Genomic DNA, 15397 nt, shown 5'->3' with positions numbered 1-15397 from the left:
TGCGCTTCCGCAGATGAACGGGGGTTCCACTCGCGTGGCGGCGCCAGGATTCGAACCTGGGTAGGCTAAGCCGACGGATTTACAGTCCGCTCCCATTGGCCACTCGGGCACACCGCCATGGGATGTCGCCTCGGATCCCCCGCCTTGCGGCGTTGTTCCCTGGCAACGACGTAAACGATACCCGATGCTCGGGGGTGGTTCGCCACCGGATTGATCAGCGCCGCACGTGGGCGCGGTGGCTAGGCTTTGCGGAGCGGGCCGGGGATGTCCGGACGCGCCCTCCGGGGCACACCACAGCCGACTTCAAGGAGCCACAGCACATGGCCGACTCCAGTTTCGACATCGTCTCGAAGGTCGAGCGGCAGGAGGTCGACAACGCCCTCAACCAGGCCGCCAAGGAGCTCTCGCAGCGCTACGACTTCAAGGGCACCGGCGCCACCATCGCCTGGTCCGGCGAGAAGATCCTGATGGAGGCGAACTCCGAGGAGCGCGTCAAGGCCGTCCTCGACGTGTTCGAGACGAAGCTGGTCAAGCGCGGGATCTCGCTGAAGGCGCTGGACGCCGGCGAGCCGCAGCTGTCCGGCAAGGAGTACAAGATCTTCGCGTCGATCGAGGAGGGCATCTCCCAGGAGAACGCCAAGAAGGTCGCGAAGATCATCCGGGACGAGGGCCCCAAGGGCGTCAAGGCCCAGGTCCAGGGTGAGGAGCTGCGTGTCAGCTCCAAGAGCCGTGACGACCTCCAGGCCGTCCAGGCGCTCCTCAAGGGCAAGGACCTGGACTTCGCGATCCAGTTCGTGAACTACCGCTGAACCACCGCTGAGCTGCGCGTACGTCGCTGAGCGGACCCGTGGGGCACAACGGGGGCGATCGCCGGGCCTGACCGGCGGCCGCCCGCGTTGTGCCCTTCGTCATGGGGCGCCACGGCAGGGAGGGTGCTGGCCGCGGGGGTGCTCCAGCTGGGCATGGGGCTGCTGCGGCTCGGGCGGTGGTTCCGGGCGATCTCGGTCGCCGTGGTTCACGGGATGCTGGCCGGTATCGGTCTCGTGCTGATCGCCGCAAACGCGTGCCGCTGCCGGGCCGGGAGGGCGTCGGCTAGGGAACGCCCCGGGCGTCATCTTGCCCCGTTACCCTCCGCCCGTGGACAACGAGCTGAAGCGCAGCCTGGGGGTGTCCGACGCCGTCGTGGTCGGACTCGGCGCGATGGTCGGCGCCGGCATCTTCGCCGCCCTCGCCCCGGCGGCACGCGCCGCGGGCGGCGGGCTCCTCGCCGCCCTCGCTGTGGCGGCCCTGGTGGCGTACTGCAACGCCCGTTCCTCGGCCCGGCTGGCCGCCCGGTATCCGGCCTCCGGCGGGACCTACGTCTACGGGCGCGAGCGGCTCGGCCCCTTCTGGGGGTATCTGGCCGGCTGGGGGTTCGTGGTCGGCAAGACGGCTTCCTGCGCGGCGATGGCCCTGACCGTCGGCGCGTACGTGTGGCCCGGGCGGCAGCACGCGGTGGCCGTCGCGGCGGTGGTGGCGCTGACCGCCGCCGGCTACGGCGGGGTGCAGAAGTCCGCCCGGATCGCCCGGCTGATCGTGGCGGCGGTGTTGGCGGTGCTGGCCGGGGTCGTCGTGGTGTGCCTGACCTCCGACGCGGCGGATCCCGGGGCCCTGGCCGGCGGGGGCTGGGGCGCCGCCGGGCTGTTGCAGGGGGCCGGCCTGCTGTTCTTCGCCTTCGCGGGCTACGCCCGGATCACCACCCTGGGCGAGGAGGTGCGTGATCCGCAGCGCACGATCCCGCGCGCGGTGCCGCTCGCGCTGGGGATCGCCCTGCTGGTGTACGCCGCCGTGGCGGTGGCGGCCCTGTCGGTGCTCGGCAGCGCGGGTCTGGCGGCGTCGGCCGCCCCGCTGGCCGACGCGGTGCGCGCTGCCGGGTGGCCCGGACTGTCCCCCGTCGTCCGGGTGGGCGCGGCGCTGGCCGCGCTGGGCTCTCTGCTGGCCCTCGTGCTCGGGGTGTCGCGCACGGCCCTGGCGATGGCCCGGGACGGCCACCTGCCGCGCGCGCTGGCCGCCGTACATCCCCGGCATCAGGTGCCGCACCGTGCGGAGCTGGCCGTGGGTGCGGTCGTGGCGGTGCTCGCGGCCACCGCCGATCTGCGGGGCGCGATCGGCTTCTCCTCCTTCGGAGTGCTGGTCTACTACGCGATCGCGAACGCCTCCGCGTGGACTCTCGGTTCAGGTGTCAAGGGCCGGGCCGTGGCAGCGGTGGGGCTGTCCGGCTGTGTGGTGCTGGCCTGCACGCTGCCCTTCGCGGCGGCGGTCGCGGGGGCGGCGGTGCTGGTGCTGGGCGCGGCGGTCTACGGGGTTCGGGGCCGGTTCAGGTCCGGGAGCTGAACTCGGGCCACGGGATCGGGTCCATGTCGTCGTCCCCCCAGTCGTCGCGGAACCAGCCCGCACCGTCGAGCCAGTCGCGCAGCCAGCCCGCCAGGCTCGGTGAGTGGAGGTACCAGGCGAGCGCGGGCTCCCCCGGATTCGGTTCGAAGAGCAGGACCTGGGCGGTTTCGGAGCGGCAGTCCACGCAGGCGTACATGGCACAGCCGAAGTCCGCTATCGGCAGGACACCCTCGGGCCAGCCCCAGTCGGACGCTCGGCCCGACTCGTATGCGGTGATGGCCTGACGCAGCGGCAGCAGTCCGCCTTCGGGACCGAATCCGCCGTCGCCGACGCGCGTGTAGAGCGCGGCGAGGAGGGGCGGCAGGGCGAAGCCGAGTATCTGCTCGGCGCGGTCGGCCTCCGCCGGCGCCAAAGGCGCGGGCAGGCGCTTTCCGCGTCGGCGCGCGGGGTCCCGTACGTGCTCGGTGACTTGCTCCAGCAACTGCTCGGTTTCGTTCATGTGTTCATGGTGGCGTACCCCGCCGACAGTCGTCCTCGCCTGTGGACAACTCAGGCGAGGACGACGTCGATGCCCTTCTCCCGGAGGAAGTCGAGGAGTTCGGGGAAGGTGGCCGGGCTTCTCACCAGCGGCTGCAGGCCCAGGCAGCGGCGGGCCACCTCGTGGTGGTGCCAGACGAGGGTGAACGGCCATGTGGCTCCGAATCCGCCGCAGAGGGCGTCCGAGACACCGTTCAGGCAGCGCCCGAAGTACCCGCCCGGCCCGTTGACGGCCTCGCCGAGTGCGCAGAAGAAGCCATCGGCGTCGGTGACGTGCCTCCCGTCGAGGTGGTAGGTGCCGCCGGCCGGCCGGTCCGGGCCCCTGCGGTGCGCCAGGGCCGGATCCAGCCAGAGGGCCCGGCCGCTGCCGTCGAACCGCGCCCACAGGTTGGGGACGGCCGGAGTGCCGTCCCGCCACAGCGGCCAGATGTCCGCGACGACGGGCGGCTGGGGCTCCATGTGCACGGTCAGGTCGTACAGGCCGGGGCCGCGCGGGGAGGGCTGCCAGTCGACGATGTGCGGGTATCCGACCGGGGCGAGGACCGCGCCGGCGGCGTCCAGGGCGTCCAGGTGCCGGTAGCCGAGCGGCCGCTCCTCCCGGCCTTCCAGCACCTCCCGCAGCGGCCCGCGCACCGCGCACCCGAGCAGGCGTACGGAGTGCGGCGGCGGCTCCTCGACGGGCAGCACCTCGGCGAGGTCCCGGAAGTGGCCCAGGACCCGGTCCTGGTGGTCGGACAGGCTGAAGCCCACTGCCGAGGGGGCTCCGGCCGGGTGGGGCGGCTGGTCGTCCGGGCGGACGGCCTCGACGGTCACGTCCTGCCGCGACCCGTCACGGGCGCGGGTGGCGAGGACGCGGGCGTCCTCCAGGTACCACTCCCGGGCGGGCCGGCCGTGCTCGTGGAGCGGTTGCAGTACGAGGAATCCGAGCGCGGCCGGGAGTGCGGCCTCCGCGGTGAACCCGCGCAGCTCGTAACGCCGCCGTACGGGCTCCGGCGGTTCGGCGAAGAGGCCCTCCGCCTCCTCGCACGAAGCCCACAGCTGCTCTTCCTCGTGGTCCTCGTCCTCGCCCCACAGGGCGAAGCGCACGCCGGCCGTCACCGGGAGGCGAAGGGGGCGTCGGTCGGGACGATTTCGCGGCCCAGCGGGAGCAGGGAGAGGGGGACCATCTTGAAGTTGGCGATGCCGAACGGGATGCCGATGATCGTGACGCAGAGCGCGAGGCCCGTGACGATGTGGCCGAGGGCCAGCCACCAGCCGGCCAGGAGGAGCCACAGGACGTTGCCGACGCAGGACGGTGCGCCCGCGTCGCGGCGTTCGACCGCGGTGTAGCCGAAGGGCCAGAGGGCGTAGACGGCGATGCGGAAGGCGGCGATGCCGAAGGGGATGCCGATGATGGTGACACAGAGGATCAGGCCGGCCACGCAGTATCCGAGGAACAGCCAGATCCCGCTGAGTATGAGCCAAATGACGTTGAGGATTGTCTTCACTGGCTGTGGCCTGCCATCTGTTCGAGCCGGGCGATGCGCTCGGCCATCGGAGGGTGCGTCGAGAACATCCTGGAGAGCCCCTGACCTGGCCGGAAGGGGTTGGCGATCATCATGTGGCTCGCCGTCTCCAGGCGGGGTTCGGGGGGCAGCGGGAGCTGCTTGGTGCCGGCGTCGAGCTTGCGCAGGGCGCTGGCCAGGGCGAGCGGGTCGCCGGTGAGCTGCGCTCCGGAGGCGTCGGCCTCGTACTCGCGCGAGCGGCTGATGGCGAGCTGGATCACGGAGGCGGCCAGCGGGCCGAGGAGCATGACGAGCAGCATGCCGAAGAGGCCGGGTCCCTCGTCGTCGTTCGAGCGGCCGACCGGGATCAGCCAGGCGAAGTTCACCAGGAACATGATCACGGAGGCGAGTGCTCCGGCGACCGACGAGATGAGGATGTCGCGGTTGTAGACGTGGCTCAGCTCGTGCCCGATGACTCCGCGCAGTTCGCGTTCGTCGAGTATGCGGAGGATGCCCTCCGTGCAGCAGACGGCGGCGTTGCGCGGGTTGCGGCCGGTCGCGAAGGCGTTGGGGGCCTCGGTCGGAGAGATGTAGAGCCGTGGCATGGGCTGGCGCGCGGAGGTGGAGAGCTCGCGCACCATGCGGTAGAGCTCGGGGGCCTCGAACTCGCTGACGGGGCGTGCGCGCATCGCGCGTAGAGCCAGCTTGTCGCTGTTCCAGTACGCGTACGCGTTCGTCCCCAGGGCGACGAGGACGGCGATGATCAGGCCGTTCCGTCCGAAGAAGCTTCCGATGAGGATGATGAGTGCGGACAGCCCGCCGAGGAGTACGGCGGTCTTCAGCCCGTTGTTCCGGCGGTGCACGGTACGCCCTCCAAGTGGTGCGGCAGGGGAGCCCCGTCGTGGAACCGAGGGACTTCGGTCCAGTGGACCCTCCCTTTCTGGTCAACGCGAGGTGGCGGCGTCTGGTTCCCAGGGCACGGCGGCGCCGCCGCCCCCGGGGCGCGGGCCGGGGGGCGGCAGCGGGCGTTGCTCCGTACGGGTGAGCGGCGGGCGGCCGGGAGGGCTACAGCGGGAAGAGGCTGCCGGAGGCGAAGCGCAGGACGAGCTGCGGGGCGCCGGAGAGGACCAGGGCCGTGATGGCGGTGAGTGCGATCGCGGCCGCGACGGGCCAGGGGGCCTTCGTACGGGCGGGTACGCCCTCGGCGGCTTCCGGGGTGCGGAACAGCAGGGCGGTCCACCGCAGGTAGTAGTACAGGGCGACGACGACGTTGACCGCCATGACCACGGCGAGCCAGCCCAGGCCGGCGTCGACGGCCGACCGGAAGACGGCGACCTTGGCGAAGAGCCCGATGATGCCCGGCGGCAGCCCCGCCAGGCAGAGCAGGAAGAAGGCCATCGACAGGGCGGCGGCGGGACGCTGCGCGTACAGGCCCCGGTAGTCGCTGATGCGGTGCAGCGGCTTCGTACGGGCGACCAGCGCGGCCACGGCGAAGGCTCCGAGGTTCACGGCCGCGTACATCAGCGCGTAGGCGACGGTGGAGCCGATCTGGTCGCGGTCGGAGTACGCGGCCGCGGCGATCGGGACCAGCAGGTAGCCGGCCTGGCCGACGGAGGACCAGGCGAGCAGCCGTACGGCGCTGTGGGGGCGGTCGGCGGACTGGCGCAGGGCTGCGGCGTTGCCGAGGGTCATGGTGAGCGCCGCGAGCACGGCCAGGGCCGGCCCCCAGATGTCGGAGTACGCCGGGAAGGCGATCACGGTGACGAGGACGAGGCCGGTGAAGCCGACGGCCTTGCCGATCACGGAGAGGTATCCGGCGACGGGCAGCGGGGCGCCGACGTAGGTGTCGGGGACCCAGAAGTGGAAGGGGACGGCGGCGGTCTTGAAGGCGAAGCCGACGAGGGTGAGCGCGACGCCCGCCATGGCGAGGGTGTCGAGCTGCCCGGGTACGTCTTCGAGCCGGCCGGCGACCTGGGTGAGGTGCAGGGAGCCGGTGGCGGCGTAGACGAGGCTGACGCCCATCAGGGAGACGGCGGTGGCGGTGACCGAGGACAGGAAGAACTTGAGGGCGGCCTCGGAGGAGAGCCGGTCGCCGCGCCGCATGCCGACGAGGGCGAAGGCGGGCAGCGAGGCCACTTCGAGGGCGACGATCAGGGTGGCGAGGTCGCGGGAGGCGGGCAGCAGGGCGGCGCCGGCGGCGGAGGACAGCAGCAGGAACCAGTACTCGCCGGCCGGGGTGCGGGCCTCGCGGACGACGGTGACCGACATCAGCGCGGTGACCAGGGCTCCGGCGAGCACGAGGAACTGCACGACGAGCGTGAAGCGGTCGGCGGTGTAGCTGCACGCGGCCGGGTCGGTGGTGAGGCAGAAGGTGGTGCGGTCGCCGCCGCGCAGCGGCAGCAGGGTGGCGGTCGCGGCGGCCAGGCCGGCGACCGAGATCCAGCCGAGGAGCGGTTTGCGGCCCTCGGGGACGAAGAGGTCGGCGACCAGGACGGCCAGGGCGACGGCGGCGGTGATGACCACGGGCGCGATCGCGAGCCAGTCGACGGACTGGACGAGGCTGGGGGTGTCGGCGGCGAGGACCGTCGTGGCCGTCATGCGTTGCCTCCTGCGAGGAGCTTCTGTACGGCCGGGTCGGTGAGGCCGAGGAGGAGGGCCGGCCACAGGCCGGCGAGGACGGTGAGGGCGACGAGCGGGGTCCAGGCGGCGAACTCGTAGCGCTGGACGTCCGCGAGGGTCACCTCGGGGCCGGCCTTCGGGTCTCCCATGCAGACGCGGCGTACGACGATCAGCAGGTAGGCGGCGGTCAGCAGGGTGCCGAACGCGCCGACGGCCATGTAGGTGAGGAACGCCGGGCGGGAGAGGCCCTCGGCCGGGTCGAAGGCCCCGAACAGGGCCAGCATCTCGCCCCAGAAGCCGGCCAGGCCCGGCAGGCCGAGGGAGGCGACGGCGGCGAAGGCGAGGAGTGCGCCGAGGCGGGGCGCCCGGCCGTAGAGGGCGGCGCCGGTGGCTCCGGCGAGGGTGTCGAGGTCGCTGCTGCCGTAGCGGTCCTTGAGGGCGCCGACGAGGAAGAAGAGGAGGCCGGTGATGAGGCCGTGGGCGATGTTGGCGAAGAGCGCGCCGTTGACTCCGGTGGGGGTCATGGTGGCGATGCCGAGCAGGACGAAGCCCATGTGCCCGACGGAGGAGTACGCGATGAGGCGCTTGAGGTCGCCCTTGCCGTTCTTGCGGGTCAGCGCGAGGCAGGCGAGGGATCCGTAGACGATGCCGACGGCGGCGAAGGCGCCGAGGTAGGGGGCGAAGGTGTGCATGCCGTCGGGGGTGACGGGCAGCAGGATGCGGACGAACCCGTAAGTGCCCATCTTCAGCATGACGCCGGCGAGCAGGACGGAGCCGACGGTCGGGGCGGCGGTGTGGGCGTCGGGCAGCCAGGTGTGCAGCGGCCACATCGGGGTCTTCACGGCGAGGCCGATGCCGATGGCGAGGACGGCCAGGAGCTGGGTGGTGTGGCTCAGTCCGCGCCCGTTGTCAGTGGCGAGTGCCACCATGTCGAAAGTGCCGCTGTTCAGCCCGATCAGCAGCAGCCCGAGCAGCATGACCACGGAGCCGAGGAGCGTGTAGAGGATGAACTTCCAGGCGGCCGCCTGCCGCTGAGCACCGCCCCAGCGGGCGATGAGGAAGTACATCGGGACGAGGACCATCTCGAAGGCGAGGAAGAAGAGCATCAGGTCGAGTACGGCGAAGGTCGCGAGGGTGCCGGACTCGAGTACGAGGAGCAGCGCGACGAAGCCCTTGGCGGAGGGGCCTTCGGGGAGCTTGAAGTAGCTGTACACCGCGCAGAGGAAGAACAGCAGCGCGGTCATCAGGAGGAGGGGGAGCGAGATGCCGTCGATGCCGAGGTGGATCCGGATGTTCAGCGCCTGGATCCAGCTGATGTCCGTCGCCGCCTGGAAGCGGGACGGGGCGTCGTGGTCGAAGCCCAGGGTGAGGGCGACGGCTGCGGCGAGGACGACTGCGGTGATGGTGACGCCGTGGCGGAGCACGGCCTGTTCGGGGCTCTTGCCCTTGAGTCCGGGCGGGGCCGGCAGGAGGGCCGCGACGGCGCCGAGGAGCGGTGCGGCCACGATGAACGCCAGAAGGAACTGCATCACGGACGGGCTGATATCGATCACGGCTGACTCTCGGCTCACGATCCGGCGTTGACGTTGGCGAGGACGGCGGTGGCGATCGCCAGGACCACGGCGCCGGCGAGCAGGGCGCTCAGGTAGCTCTGCACGTTGCCGGTCTGGGCCCGGCGGACGAGGCTGCCGAGCAGCCGGGGGCCGGTGCCCGCGCCGCGGACGTACGTGTCGACGACCTCGCGGTCCAGGAAGCGCACCAGGCCCGCGGCCGCCCGGGTGGGGCGGACGAAGAGCCGGTCGTAGACGGCGTCGAGGTGGAAGCCGTCGGCGGCGTGGCGGTGCAGCGGACCGAGCAGGGCCCGGCCGGGGTCGGCCGCGGGGGCGGCCGGGACGGCGGGGTGGTCGTGGGTCACCTCGGCCACCTCAGGGGTCTCGGCGGCGGATTCGGCGGCCGCGACGGAGGCGGGCACGGCGGCTCCGTTGCGGATCCCGGCGGCGGCGCGGGCGGTGGCGCGCTGCCAGAGGGCGTACGTGAGCACCACGCCGATCAGGGCGGCGCCCGTGCCGAGGACGGAGGTGGTCACGGACGGGGTGAGTTCCCTGCCGTCGAACCAGTCGGCGAGGGGGCCGGCGGCGAGGCCGAAGGCGACGGACGGGACGGCCAGCAGCCACAGCACACCGGTCATGGCGACGGGTTCCCTGCCGTGGTCGGGGGCGGCGGCGCCCCGGCCGCGGAAGGCCATCAGCCACAGCCGGGTGGCGTAGGCGGCGGTGAGCAGGGCGGTCAGCAGGCCGGCGGTCAGGACGATCCAGCCGGCCGCGCCGGGCACGAGGTCGGAGTGTCCGCCGGCGGTGTGCTCGGCGGCGACGAGGACGGCTTCCTTGGAGAAGAAGCCGGCGAAGGGCGGGATGGCGGCGAGCGCGAGCAGCGCGACCGTCATCGTCCAGAAGGCGTCGGGGATGCGCTTGGCCAGGCCGTCCATACGGGACATGGCGGCCAGGGAGTTCGTTCCGGCGGCGTGGATGATGACGCCCGCGCCGAGGAAGAGGAGCGCCTTGAAGGCGCCGTGGGACAGGAGGTGGAAGACGGCGGCGCCGCGGTCGCCGACGGCCAGGGCCCCGGTCATGTAGCCGAGCTGGCCGACCGTGGAGTAGGCGAGGACGCGCTTGATGTCGTCCTGGGCGAGGGCGGCGAGGGCGGAGCCGACCATCGTGACGGCGGCCATGACGGCCATGACCACCAGTGCGGCCCGCGAGGCCGTGAAGACGGGCAGGAGGCGGGCGATGAAGTAGACACCGGCGGCGACCATCGTGGCGGCGTGGATCAGCGCGGAGACCGGGGTGGGGCCGGCCATGGCGTCCGGGAGCCAGGTGTGCAGCGGGAACTGCGCGGACTTGCCGGCGACACCGGCGAGCAGGAGCAGGGCGATGAGCGTCGGGTGGTCGAGTCCGCCCGCGGCGACGGTGCCGAGGATCTTGGTGATCCGGAAGGAGCCGGCGTCGGCGGCGAGCGCGAACAGGCCGATGAGGAAGGGGACGTCGCCGAGCTTGGTGACGAGGAAGGCCTTGAGGGAGGCGGAGCGGGCCGCCTCGGTCTCCCAGTAGTGGCCGACGAGGAAGTACGAGCAGATGCCCATGACCTCCCAGCCGACCAGCAGCACCATGAGGTCGCCGGAGTAGACGACGAGCAGCATGGCGGAGGTGAACAGGGAGACCAGCGCGGCGTACGAGGGGTAGCGCGGGTCCTCGCGGAGGTACGCCGTCGAGTAGAGCTGTACGCAGGTGGCGACGACCCCGACGAGGGCGGCGACCAGGACGGCGAAGCCGTCCAGGTGGAGTGACAGCTCGATCGGCACCGAGCCGGTCGGGGTCAGCTCGGTCGCGGTGTCGATGGCCGGTCCGCCTCCCTGGCGGACGGCGACGAGCACGGCCAGGACGGCCGCGGCCAGGGCCGGGAGCACGGCGAGCGGCCTGACGAAGCCGGGAGCCGAGCGGCCCAGGAGGAGACCTGCGACCGCGCCGAGGAACGGGAGGAGGGGGACGAGGACCGCGAGGGTCGTGGTGCTCACGCGGCGACCTCCGGCCGGGCAGTGGTGTCGTCGGGCCGGCCGCTGTCGCGGCCCTCGGCGGTGTCGCGGAGCTTGTCGACGTCCGAGGTGCCCCGGTTGCGGTACACCATCAGCACGATGGCGAGGCCGATGCCGATCTCGGCGGCGGCGATGGCGATCGTGAAGAGGGTGAGGGCCTGGCCGGCGTGCAGGGTGTCGCGGAGCCAGACGTCGAAGGCCACCAGGTTGAGGTTGACGGCGTTGAGCATGAGCTCGACGGACATCAGGACCAGGATGGCGTTGCGGCGGGCGAGCACTCCGTAGAGGCCGGTGGCGAAGAGGAGGGCCGCGAGGACCGCGGGGTAGGCGAGGTGCATCAGCGCTGTTCCTCCTGGCGGCCCGCGCGGGCGGCGGCGTCGGCGGCTTCCTCGGCGGGGGTGTTGCGGCGGGAGAGCACGATGGCGCCGATCAGGGCGGCGAGGAGGAGCACGGAGAGCGCCTCGAAGGGCAGCACCCAGTGCTGGAAGAGGATCTCCCCGGAGACCTTGGTGGAGCCCTGGGCGGGTCCGTCGAGGTCGATCCAGGTGGTGCGGAAGGCGTCGGTGACGACCCAGACGAGCGAGGCTCCGGCGGCCGCGGCGACGGCGAGCGCCACCGGGCGGTTGCCGGAGTCGGCATCCGGGGAACGGCCGATGGGGGCCTTGGTGAGCATCAGCCCGAAGAGGAGGAGGACGACCACGGAGCCGAGGTAGATCAGGACCTGGACCCAGGCGATGAACTCGGCGGTCAGCAGCAGGTACTCGACGGCGATCCCGCCGAGCGCGACGACCAGCCACAGGGCGGCGTGCACGAGCTGCTTGGTGGTGACGGTGATGACGGCCGCGCCGAGGGTGGCGAGGCCGACGAGGAGGAAGGCGATCTCGACGCCGGTCGGCGAGAGGAAGCCGGGGCCGGGCGCGGGCGCGGGGGCGCCGACGGCCGCGGCCGCTGCGAGGTGGGCGGCGTACATCAGGCGGTGCCTCCCGCCGGGGTGTCGGGGGTGCCGTCGGCGGGCGGGGCCGATCCGGCCTGCGCCGCTGCGGCCGCCGCGGCGGCTTCGGCTGCGGCGGCGGCTTCGGCCTTCTCCACGGCCTTGCGGGCGGCCGCGACCTCCTTGGGCTCCTCCGCCGCGGGGTCGAGGGCGGGCGGGGCCGGCACGGTCCACATCCACTCGCGCAGCTTGTCGCGCTCGTGGGTGAGCTCGTGGATGTCGGTCTCCGCGTACTCGAACTCCGGCGACCAGAAGAGGGCGTCGAAGGGGCACACCTCGATGCAGATGCCGCAGTACATGCAGAGGGAGAAGTCGATGGCGAAGCGGTCGAGGACGTTGCGGCTGCGCTCGCGGCCGCCGGGCGTGGCGGCCGGCACCGTCTCCTTGTGGGAGTCGATGTAGATGCACCAGTCGGGGCACTCGCGGGCGCACAGCATGCAGACCGTGCAGTTCTCCTCGAACAGGCCGATGACCCCGCGGCTGCGGGGCGGGAGCTCGGGCTGCACCTCGGGGTACTGGGCGGTGTGCGCGCGCTTGGTCATCGTGCGCAGGGTGACGGCCAGGCCCTTGGCGAGGCCGGATCCGGGAATCGGGGGCATTACTGGATCGCCACCTTCACGATGCCGGTGAGCGCGATCTGGGCGAGCGCGAGGGGGATGAGTACGGTCCAGGCGAGCTTCTGGAGCTGATCCTCGCGCAGGCGCGGGTAGCTCACCCGGAGCCAGATGACGACGAAGGCGAGGAGGGCGGTCTTGAGCAGGGTCCAGAACCAGGCGAGGTCGTCACCGCCGAAGGGGCCGTGCCAGCCGCCGAGGAAGAGGACGGTGGTGAGGGCGCAGAGGACGACGATGCCGGCGTACTCGGCGAGCAGGAACAGCGCGAAGCGCAGGCCGGTGTACTCGGTGTAGGCGCCGAAGATGATCTCGGAGTCGGCGACGGGCATGTCGAACGGGGGCCGCTGGAGTTCGGCGAGGCCGGCGGTGAAGAAGACGACCGCGCCGATGATCTGCCAGGGCAGCCACCACCACTCGAACGCGCCGACGATGCCGGGCAGGGAGACGGTCCCGGCGGCCATGGCGACCGAGGCGGCGGCCAGCAGCATGGGCAGCTCGTACGCGAGCAGCTGGGCCGCGGTGCGCAGGCCGCCGAGCAGGGAGAACTTGTTGGCGGAGGCCCAGCCGCCCATGAGGCTGCCGAGCACGCCGACGCCCATCACGGCGAGCGCGAAGAAGAGGCCCGCGTCGATGACCTGGCCGACCGCGCCGTTGCCCGGGCCGATGGGGATGGCGAGCAGGACGAGGAGGTACGGCAGCAGCGCGACGGCGGGGGCGAGCTGGAAGATCCGCCGGTCGGCGTTGGCCGGGACGATGTCCTCCTTCTGCGCGAACTTCACGCCGTCGGCGACGAGCTGGGCCCAGCCGTGGAAGCCGCCCGCGTACATGGGGCCGAGGCGGCCCTGCATGTGCGCCATCACCTTGTGCTCGGTCTGCCCGATGACGAGCGGCAGCACGAGGAAGACGGCGAAGACGACGATCAGTCGCAGGGCGACGTCGAGGACGTCGTTCACGCGTCGCCTCCGGTGGTGTCGGGGTCGGGCTTGGGGTCGGTGTCGGGCTCGGGCTCGCGGCCGGGGTCCGGCTGCGGTGCGGTGGTGGCCGGGGGCTCCTCGAAGGCGGGCTTCGGGTCGTGCCAGGGCGCGTCCGCGCTGCGTTTCGCCGCCGGCGGGGTGACCGGGCGCGGGGCGTCAGGGGCGTCGGCCGGCTCGGCCGGGGCCGGGGTGGCCTGGCTGGCGGAGCCCTCCGTCACCGAGCGGGTGCGGCGCGGCGGGCGCGGGGTCTGCGGGACGCCCTCGCCGGCGGTGTCCGGGGCGGCGGCCGCCTGGCTGGCGGAGCCGTCCGTCACCGAGCGGGTGCGGCGCGGCGGGCGCGGGGTGTCCGGGGCGCCCTCGCCGGCGGCGGCCGCCTGGGTGGCCGAGCCCTCCGTCACCGAGCGGGTGCGGCGTACCGGGGCGCCCTCGCGGGGGGCGCGCGCCGGGCCGGCGCCGGCCGCCGCGCCCCGCGGGGTGCGGGCCGGCCGGGCCGGGGCCGGGGGCAGCTGGCCCTTGAGGGGGCCCCAGTCGTTCGGGTCCGGTACCCCGGGAGGGAGCATCTGGCGGCGCTTGGGGGCGTCGGGATCGTGCGCCTCGCCCGGCTCCTTGGCTCCGGGCCAGGCCTTGGCGACGCGCGCCGCCAGGACGAAGTCCTTGCGCAGCGGGTGTCCCTCGAAGTTCTCGGGGAGCAGCAGGTGGACGAGGTTCGGGTGGTCGGTGAAGGTCACCCCGAACATCTCGAAGGTCTCCCGCTCGTGCCAGGCCGCGCCCGCGTACACCGCGACGGCCGAGGGGAGGGAGGGCGCCGCGTGCGGAACGGTCGTACGCAGCAGCAGGCGGCGCACCCGGTGGTTCTCCAGGGCGACGACGTGCGCGCAGACGCGGAAGCCCGTGCCGGGTTCGTCGACGGCGCTCAGCCAGTCGAAGTAGGTGCAGCCGAGCTTGTCGCGGGCGATCTCCAGCGCGGGGATCCAGGAGCCGGCCGGGACGTCGACGGTGAGGACGTCGTACGCGGACGAGGCCACGGCCTCGGCGCCGAATACCGTCGCGGCCGCTTCGGGGAGGGAGTCGTAGAGGTTCACGCGCCGGCCCCCGGTGCGGGCGGCGGGGTGACCAGGCCGCTGGTGAGCTGGGCGACGGACGGGGTCGCCGCGTAACGGTCCGCCAGGGACTCCCGGGCGATCTTCTCCTGGAGTTTGAGGATGCCCTGGAGGAGGGCCTCCGGGCGCGGCGGGCAGCCCGGCACGTAGACGTCGACCGGAATGATCTGGTCCACGCCCTTGGTGACGGAGTACGAGTCCCAGTACGGCCCGCCGCAGTTGGAGCAGGCGCCGAAGGAGATGACGTACTTCGGCTCGGGCATCTGCTCGTACAGGCGCCTGACGGCCGGGGCCATCTTGTCCGTCACCGTGCCGGAGACGATCATCAGGTCGGCCTGGCGCGGCCCGGGCGCGAACGGGATGACACCCAGGCGGATGAAGTCGTGGCGGGCCATGGACGCGGCGATGAACTCGATCGCGCAGCAGGCGAGGCCGAAGTTGAAGACCCACAGGCTGTAGCGGCGGCCCCAGTTCAGGACCACCTTCATGGGCTCCGGGGCGAGGCGGGAGAGCACTCCCAGCCTCTTCGGCTCCGGAAGCGGCTGGGGCTCCGGGGTGACGGCCGGTGTCACGTCCATTCGAGGACGCCCTTCTTGTACGCGTAGAGCAGGCCGACGGCCAGGAACCCCAGGAAGACGAACATCTCGACCAGGGTCGTGGCGCCGTAACCGGCGGCGGCGAACACCGTCGCCCACGGGAAGAGGAAGATCGAGTCGACGGCGAAGACGACGTAGAGGAAGGAGTAGACGTAGTAGCGGACCTGGGTGTGCGCCCAGCCCTCGCCCACGGGGTCCACGCCGCACTCGTACGTCAGCAGCTTCTCGGGGGTCGGGACCACGGGCCGCAGCAGGCGGCCGGCGCCGAAGGCCACGGCGACGAAGAGCACGCCGAGCACCGCGAGCAGGCCCACGACCGAATAGCTCCGGAAGTAGTCCGCCGCGATCACGGCTGCTGTCGATACCGTTGGGTCGGGCACGTCCGTTCCTCGCTCCTCGGCCACTGTCGACGATCTGGTGATCTGGTACGGCAGGGAGTCTAGGGCCTGGGCTGCACGGGGTGGGGTTACCCCCCGTTCACTCCGCCCGGCCGCCCCATGGCGTCGGCCGGGCGGACTTG

16 protein-coding genes and 1 tRNA gene are annotated in these 15397 nt (G+C 72.5%); 2 read left to right on the top strand and 15 right to left on the bottom strand.

From position 1 onward, the window contains the following. Positions 1–35 precede the first annotated feature (35 nt). A tRNA-Tyr gene (locus ACZ501_RS05855) sits at positions 36–117 on the bottom strand. Between the two features lie 203 nt (positions 118–320). On the opposite strand from ACZ501_RS05855, the gene ACZ501_RS05850 reads away from it, so the two are divergent. After that, the gene (locus ACZ501_RS05850; protein ID WP_030298135.1) at positions 321–809 is read left to right on the top strand and encodes a YajQ family cyclic di-GMP-binding protein; all 489 of its coding nucleotides are present in this window, start codon (positions 321–323) and stop codon (positions 807–809) included. A 328-nt stretch (positions 810–1137) separates the two neighbouring features. Next, the gene (locus ACZ501_RS05845) at positions 1138–2373 is read left to right on the top strand and encodes an APC family permease (protein WP_361606163.1); all 1236 of its coding nucleotides are present in this window, start codon (positions 1138–1140) and stop codon (positions 2371–2373) included. On the opposite strand, the gene ACZ501_RS05840 is transcribed toward ACZ501_RS05845, so the two are convergent. The 14 genes from ACZ501_RS05840 to ACZ501_RS05775 all read right to left on the bottom strand — a co-directional run bounded on the left by ACZ501_RS05840 (position 2357) and on the right by ACZ501_RS05775 (position 15257). Continuing rightward, a complete protein-coding gene (locus tag ACZ501_RS05840) occupies positions 2357–2872 on the bottom strand; it encodes an SMI1/KNR4 family protein (protein WP_361606160.1) in 516 nt (171 codons plus the stop codon). The two genes, ACZ501_RS05845 and ACZ501_RS05840, sit on opposite strands and share 17 nt — an antisense overlap. 50 nt (positions 2873–2922) lie before the next feature. Beyond that, entirely contained in the window at positions 2923–3996 is a 1074-nt protein-coding gene (locus tag ACZ501_RS05835; RefSeq protein ID WP_468792906.1) for a barstar family protein, read from the bottom strand. 8 nt (positions 3997–4004) lie between these two features. Then, on the bottom strand, positions 4005–4397 hold the full coding sequence (locus ACZ501_RS05830; protein WP_361606154.1) for a YccF domain-containing protein: 393 nt from the start codon (positions 4395–4397) through the stop codon (positions 4005–4007). Beyond that, positions 4394–5257, bottom strand: coding sequence for a zinc metalloprotease HtpX (htpX, locus tag ACZ501_RS05825; protein ID WP_361606151.1), 864 nt, complete (start codon positions 5255–5257; stop codon positions 4394–4396). Before htpX ends, ACZ501_RS05830 begins: the two co-directional genes overlap by 4 nt. Before the next feature lie 202 nt (positions 5258–5459). Continuing rightward, positions 5460–6992, bottom strand: a complete 1533-nt coding sequence (locus ACZ501_RS05820) for an NADH-quinone oxidoreductase subunit N (protein WP_468792903.1) — start codon at positions 6990–6992, stop codon at positions 5460–5462. After that, positions 6989–8542, bottom strand: coding sequence for a complex I subunit 4 family protein (locus ACZ501_RS05815; protein ID WP_361606183.1), 1554 nt, complete (start codon positions 8540–8542; stop codon positions 6989–6991). The genes ACZ501_RS05820 and ACZ501_RS05815 overlap by 4 nt, the downstream gene beginning before the upstream one ends. A gap of 38 nt (positions 8543–8580) precedes the next feature. Continuing rightward, positions 8581–10584: an NADH-quinone oxidoreductase subunit 5 family protein gene (locus ACZ501_RS05810; RefSeq protein ID WP_468792901.1), complete on the bottom strand. Its 2004-nt coding sequence runs from the start codon at positions 10582–10584 to the stop codon at positions 8581–8583. Then, positions 10581–10940 carry an NADH-quinone oxidoreductase subunit NuoK gene (gene nuoK, locus ACZ501_RS05805; protein ID WP_468792898.1) on the bottom strand — a complete coding sequence of 120 codons (360 nt, stop codon included), beginning with the start codon at positions 10938–10940 and terminating at the stop codon, positions 10581–10583. Before nuoK ends, ACZ501_RS05810 begins: the two co-directional genes overlap by 4 nt. Further along, a complete protein-coding gene (locus ACZ501_RS05800; RefSeq protein ID WP_468792895.1) occupies positions 10940–11572 on the bottom strand; it encodes an NADH-quinone oxidoreductase subunit J family protein in 633 nt (210 codons plus the stop codon). Before ACZ501_RS05800 ends, nuoK begins: the two co-directional genes overlap by 1 nt. Next, positions 11572–12192: a NuoI/complex I 23 kDa subunit family protein gene (locus ACZ501_RS05795; protein ID WP_361606136.1), complete on the bottom strand. Its 621-nt coding sequence runs from the start codon at positions 12190–12192 to the stop codon at positions 11572–11574. Before ACZ501_RS05795 ends, ACZ501_RS05800 begins: the two co-directional genes overlap by 1 nt. Further along, on the bottom strand, positions 12192–13160 hold the full coding sequence (locus tag ACZ501_RS05790) for a complex I subunit 1/NuoH family protein (protein ID WP_361606133.1): 969 nt from the start codon (positions 13158–13160) through the stop codon (positions 12192–12194). Before ACZ501_RS05790 ends, ACZ501_RS05795 begins: the two co-directional genes overlap by 1 nt. Further along, a complete protein-coding gene (locus tag ACZ501_RS05785; RefSeq protein WP_468792893.1) occupies positions 13157–14263 on the bottom strand; it encodes an NADH-quinone oxidoreductase subunit C in 1107 nt (368 codons plus the stop codon). The genes ACZ501_RS05790 and ACZ501_RS05785 overlap by 4 nt, the downstream gene beginning before the upstream one ends. Next, entirely contained in the window at positions 14260–14859 is a 600-nt protein-coding gene (locus ACZ501_RS05780; protein WP_361610750.1) for an NADH-quinone oxidoreductase subunit B, read from the bottom strand. Before ACZ501_RS05780 ends, ACZ501_RS05785 begins: the two co-directional genes overlap by 4 nt. Then, on the bottom strand, positions 14850–15257 hold the full coding sequence (locus ACZ501_RS05775; protein ID WP_361610751.1) for an NADH-quinone oxidoreductase subunit A: 408 nt from the start codon (positions 15255–15257) through the stop codon (positions 14850–14852). Before ACZ501_RS05775 ends, ACZ501_RS05780 begins: the two co-directional genes overlap by 10 nt. Positions 15258–15397: the final 140 nt, after the last annotated feature.

Source organism: Streptomyces sp. NPDC034085 (assembly GCF_055575555.1).
This window is presented reverse-complemented; position numbering and strand designations above follow the sequence as displayed.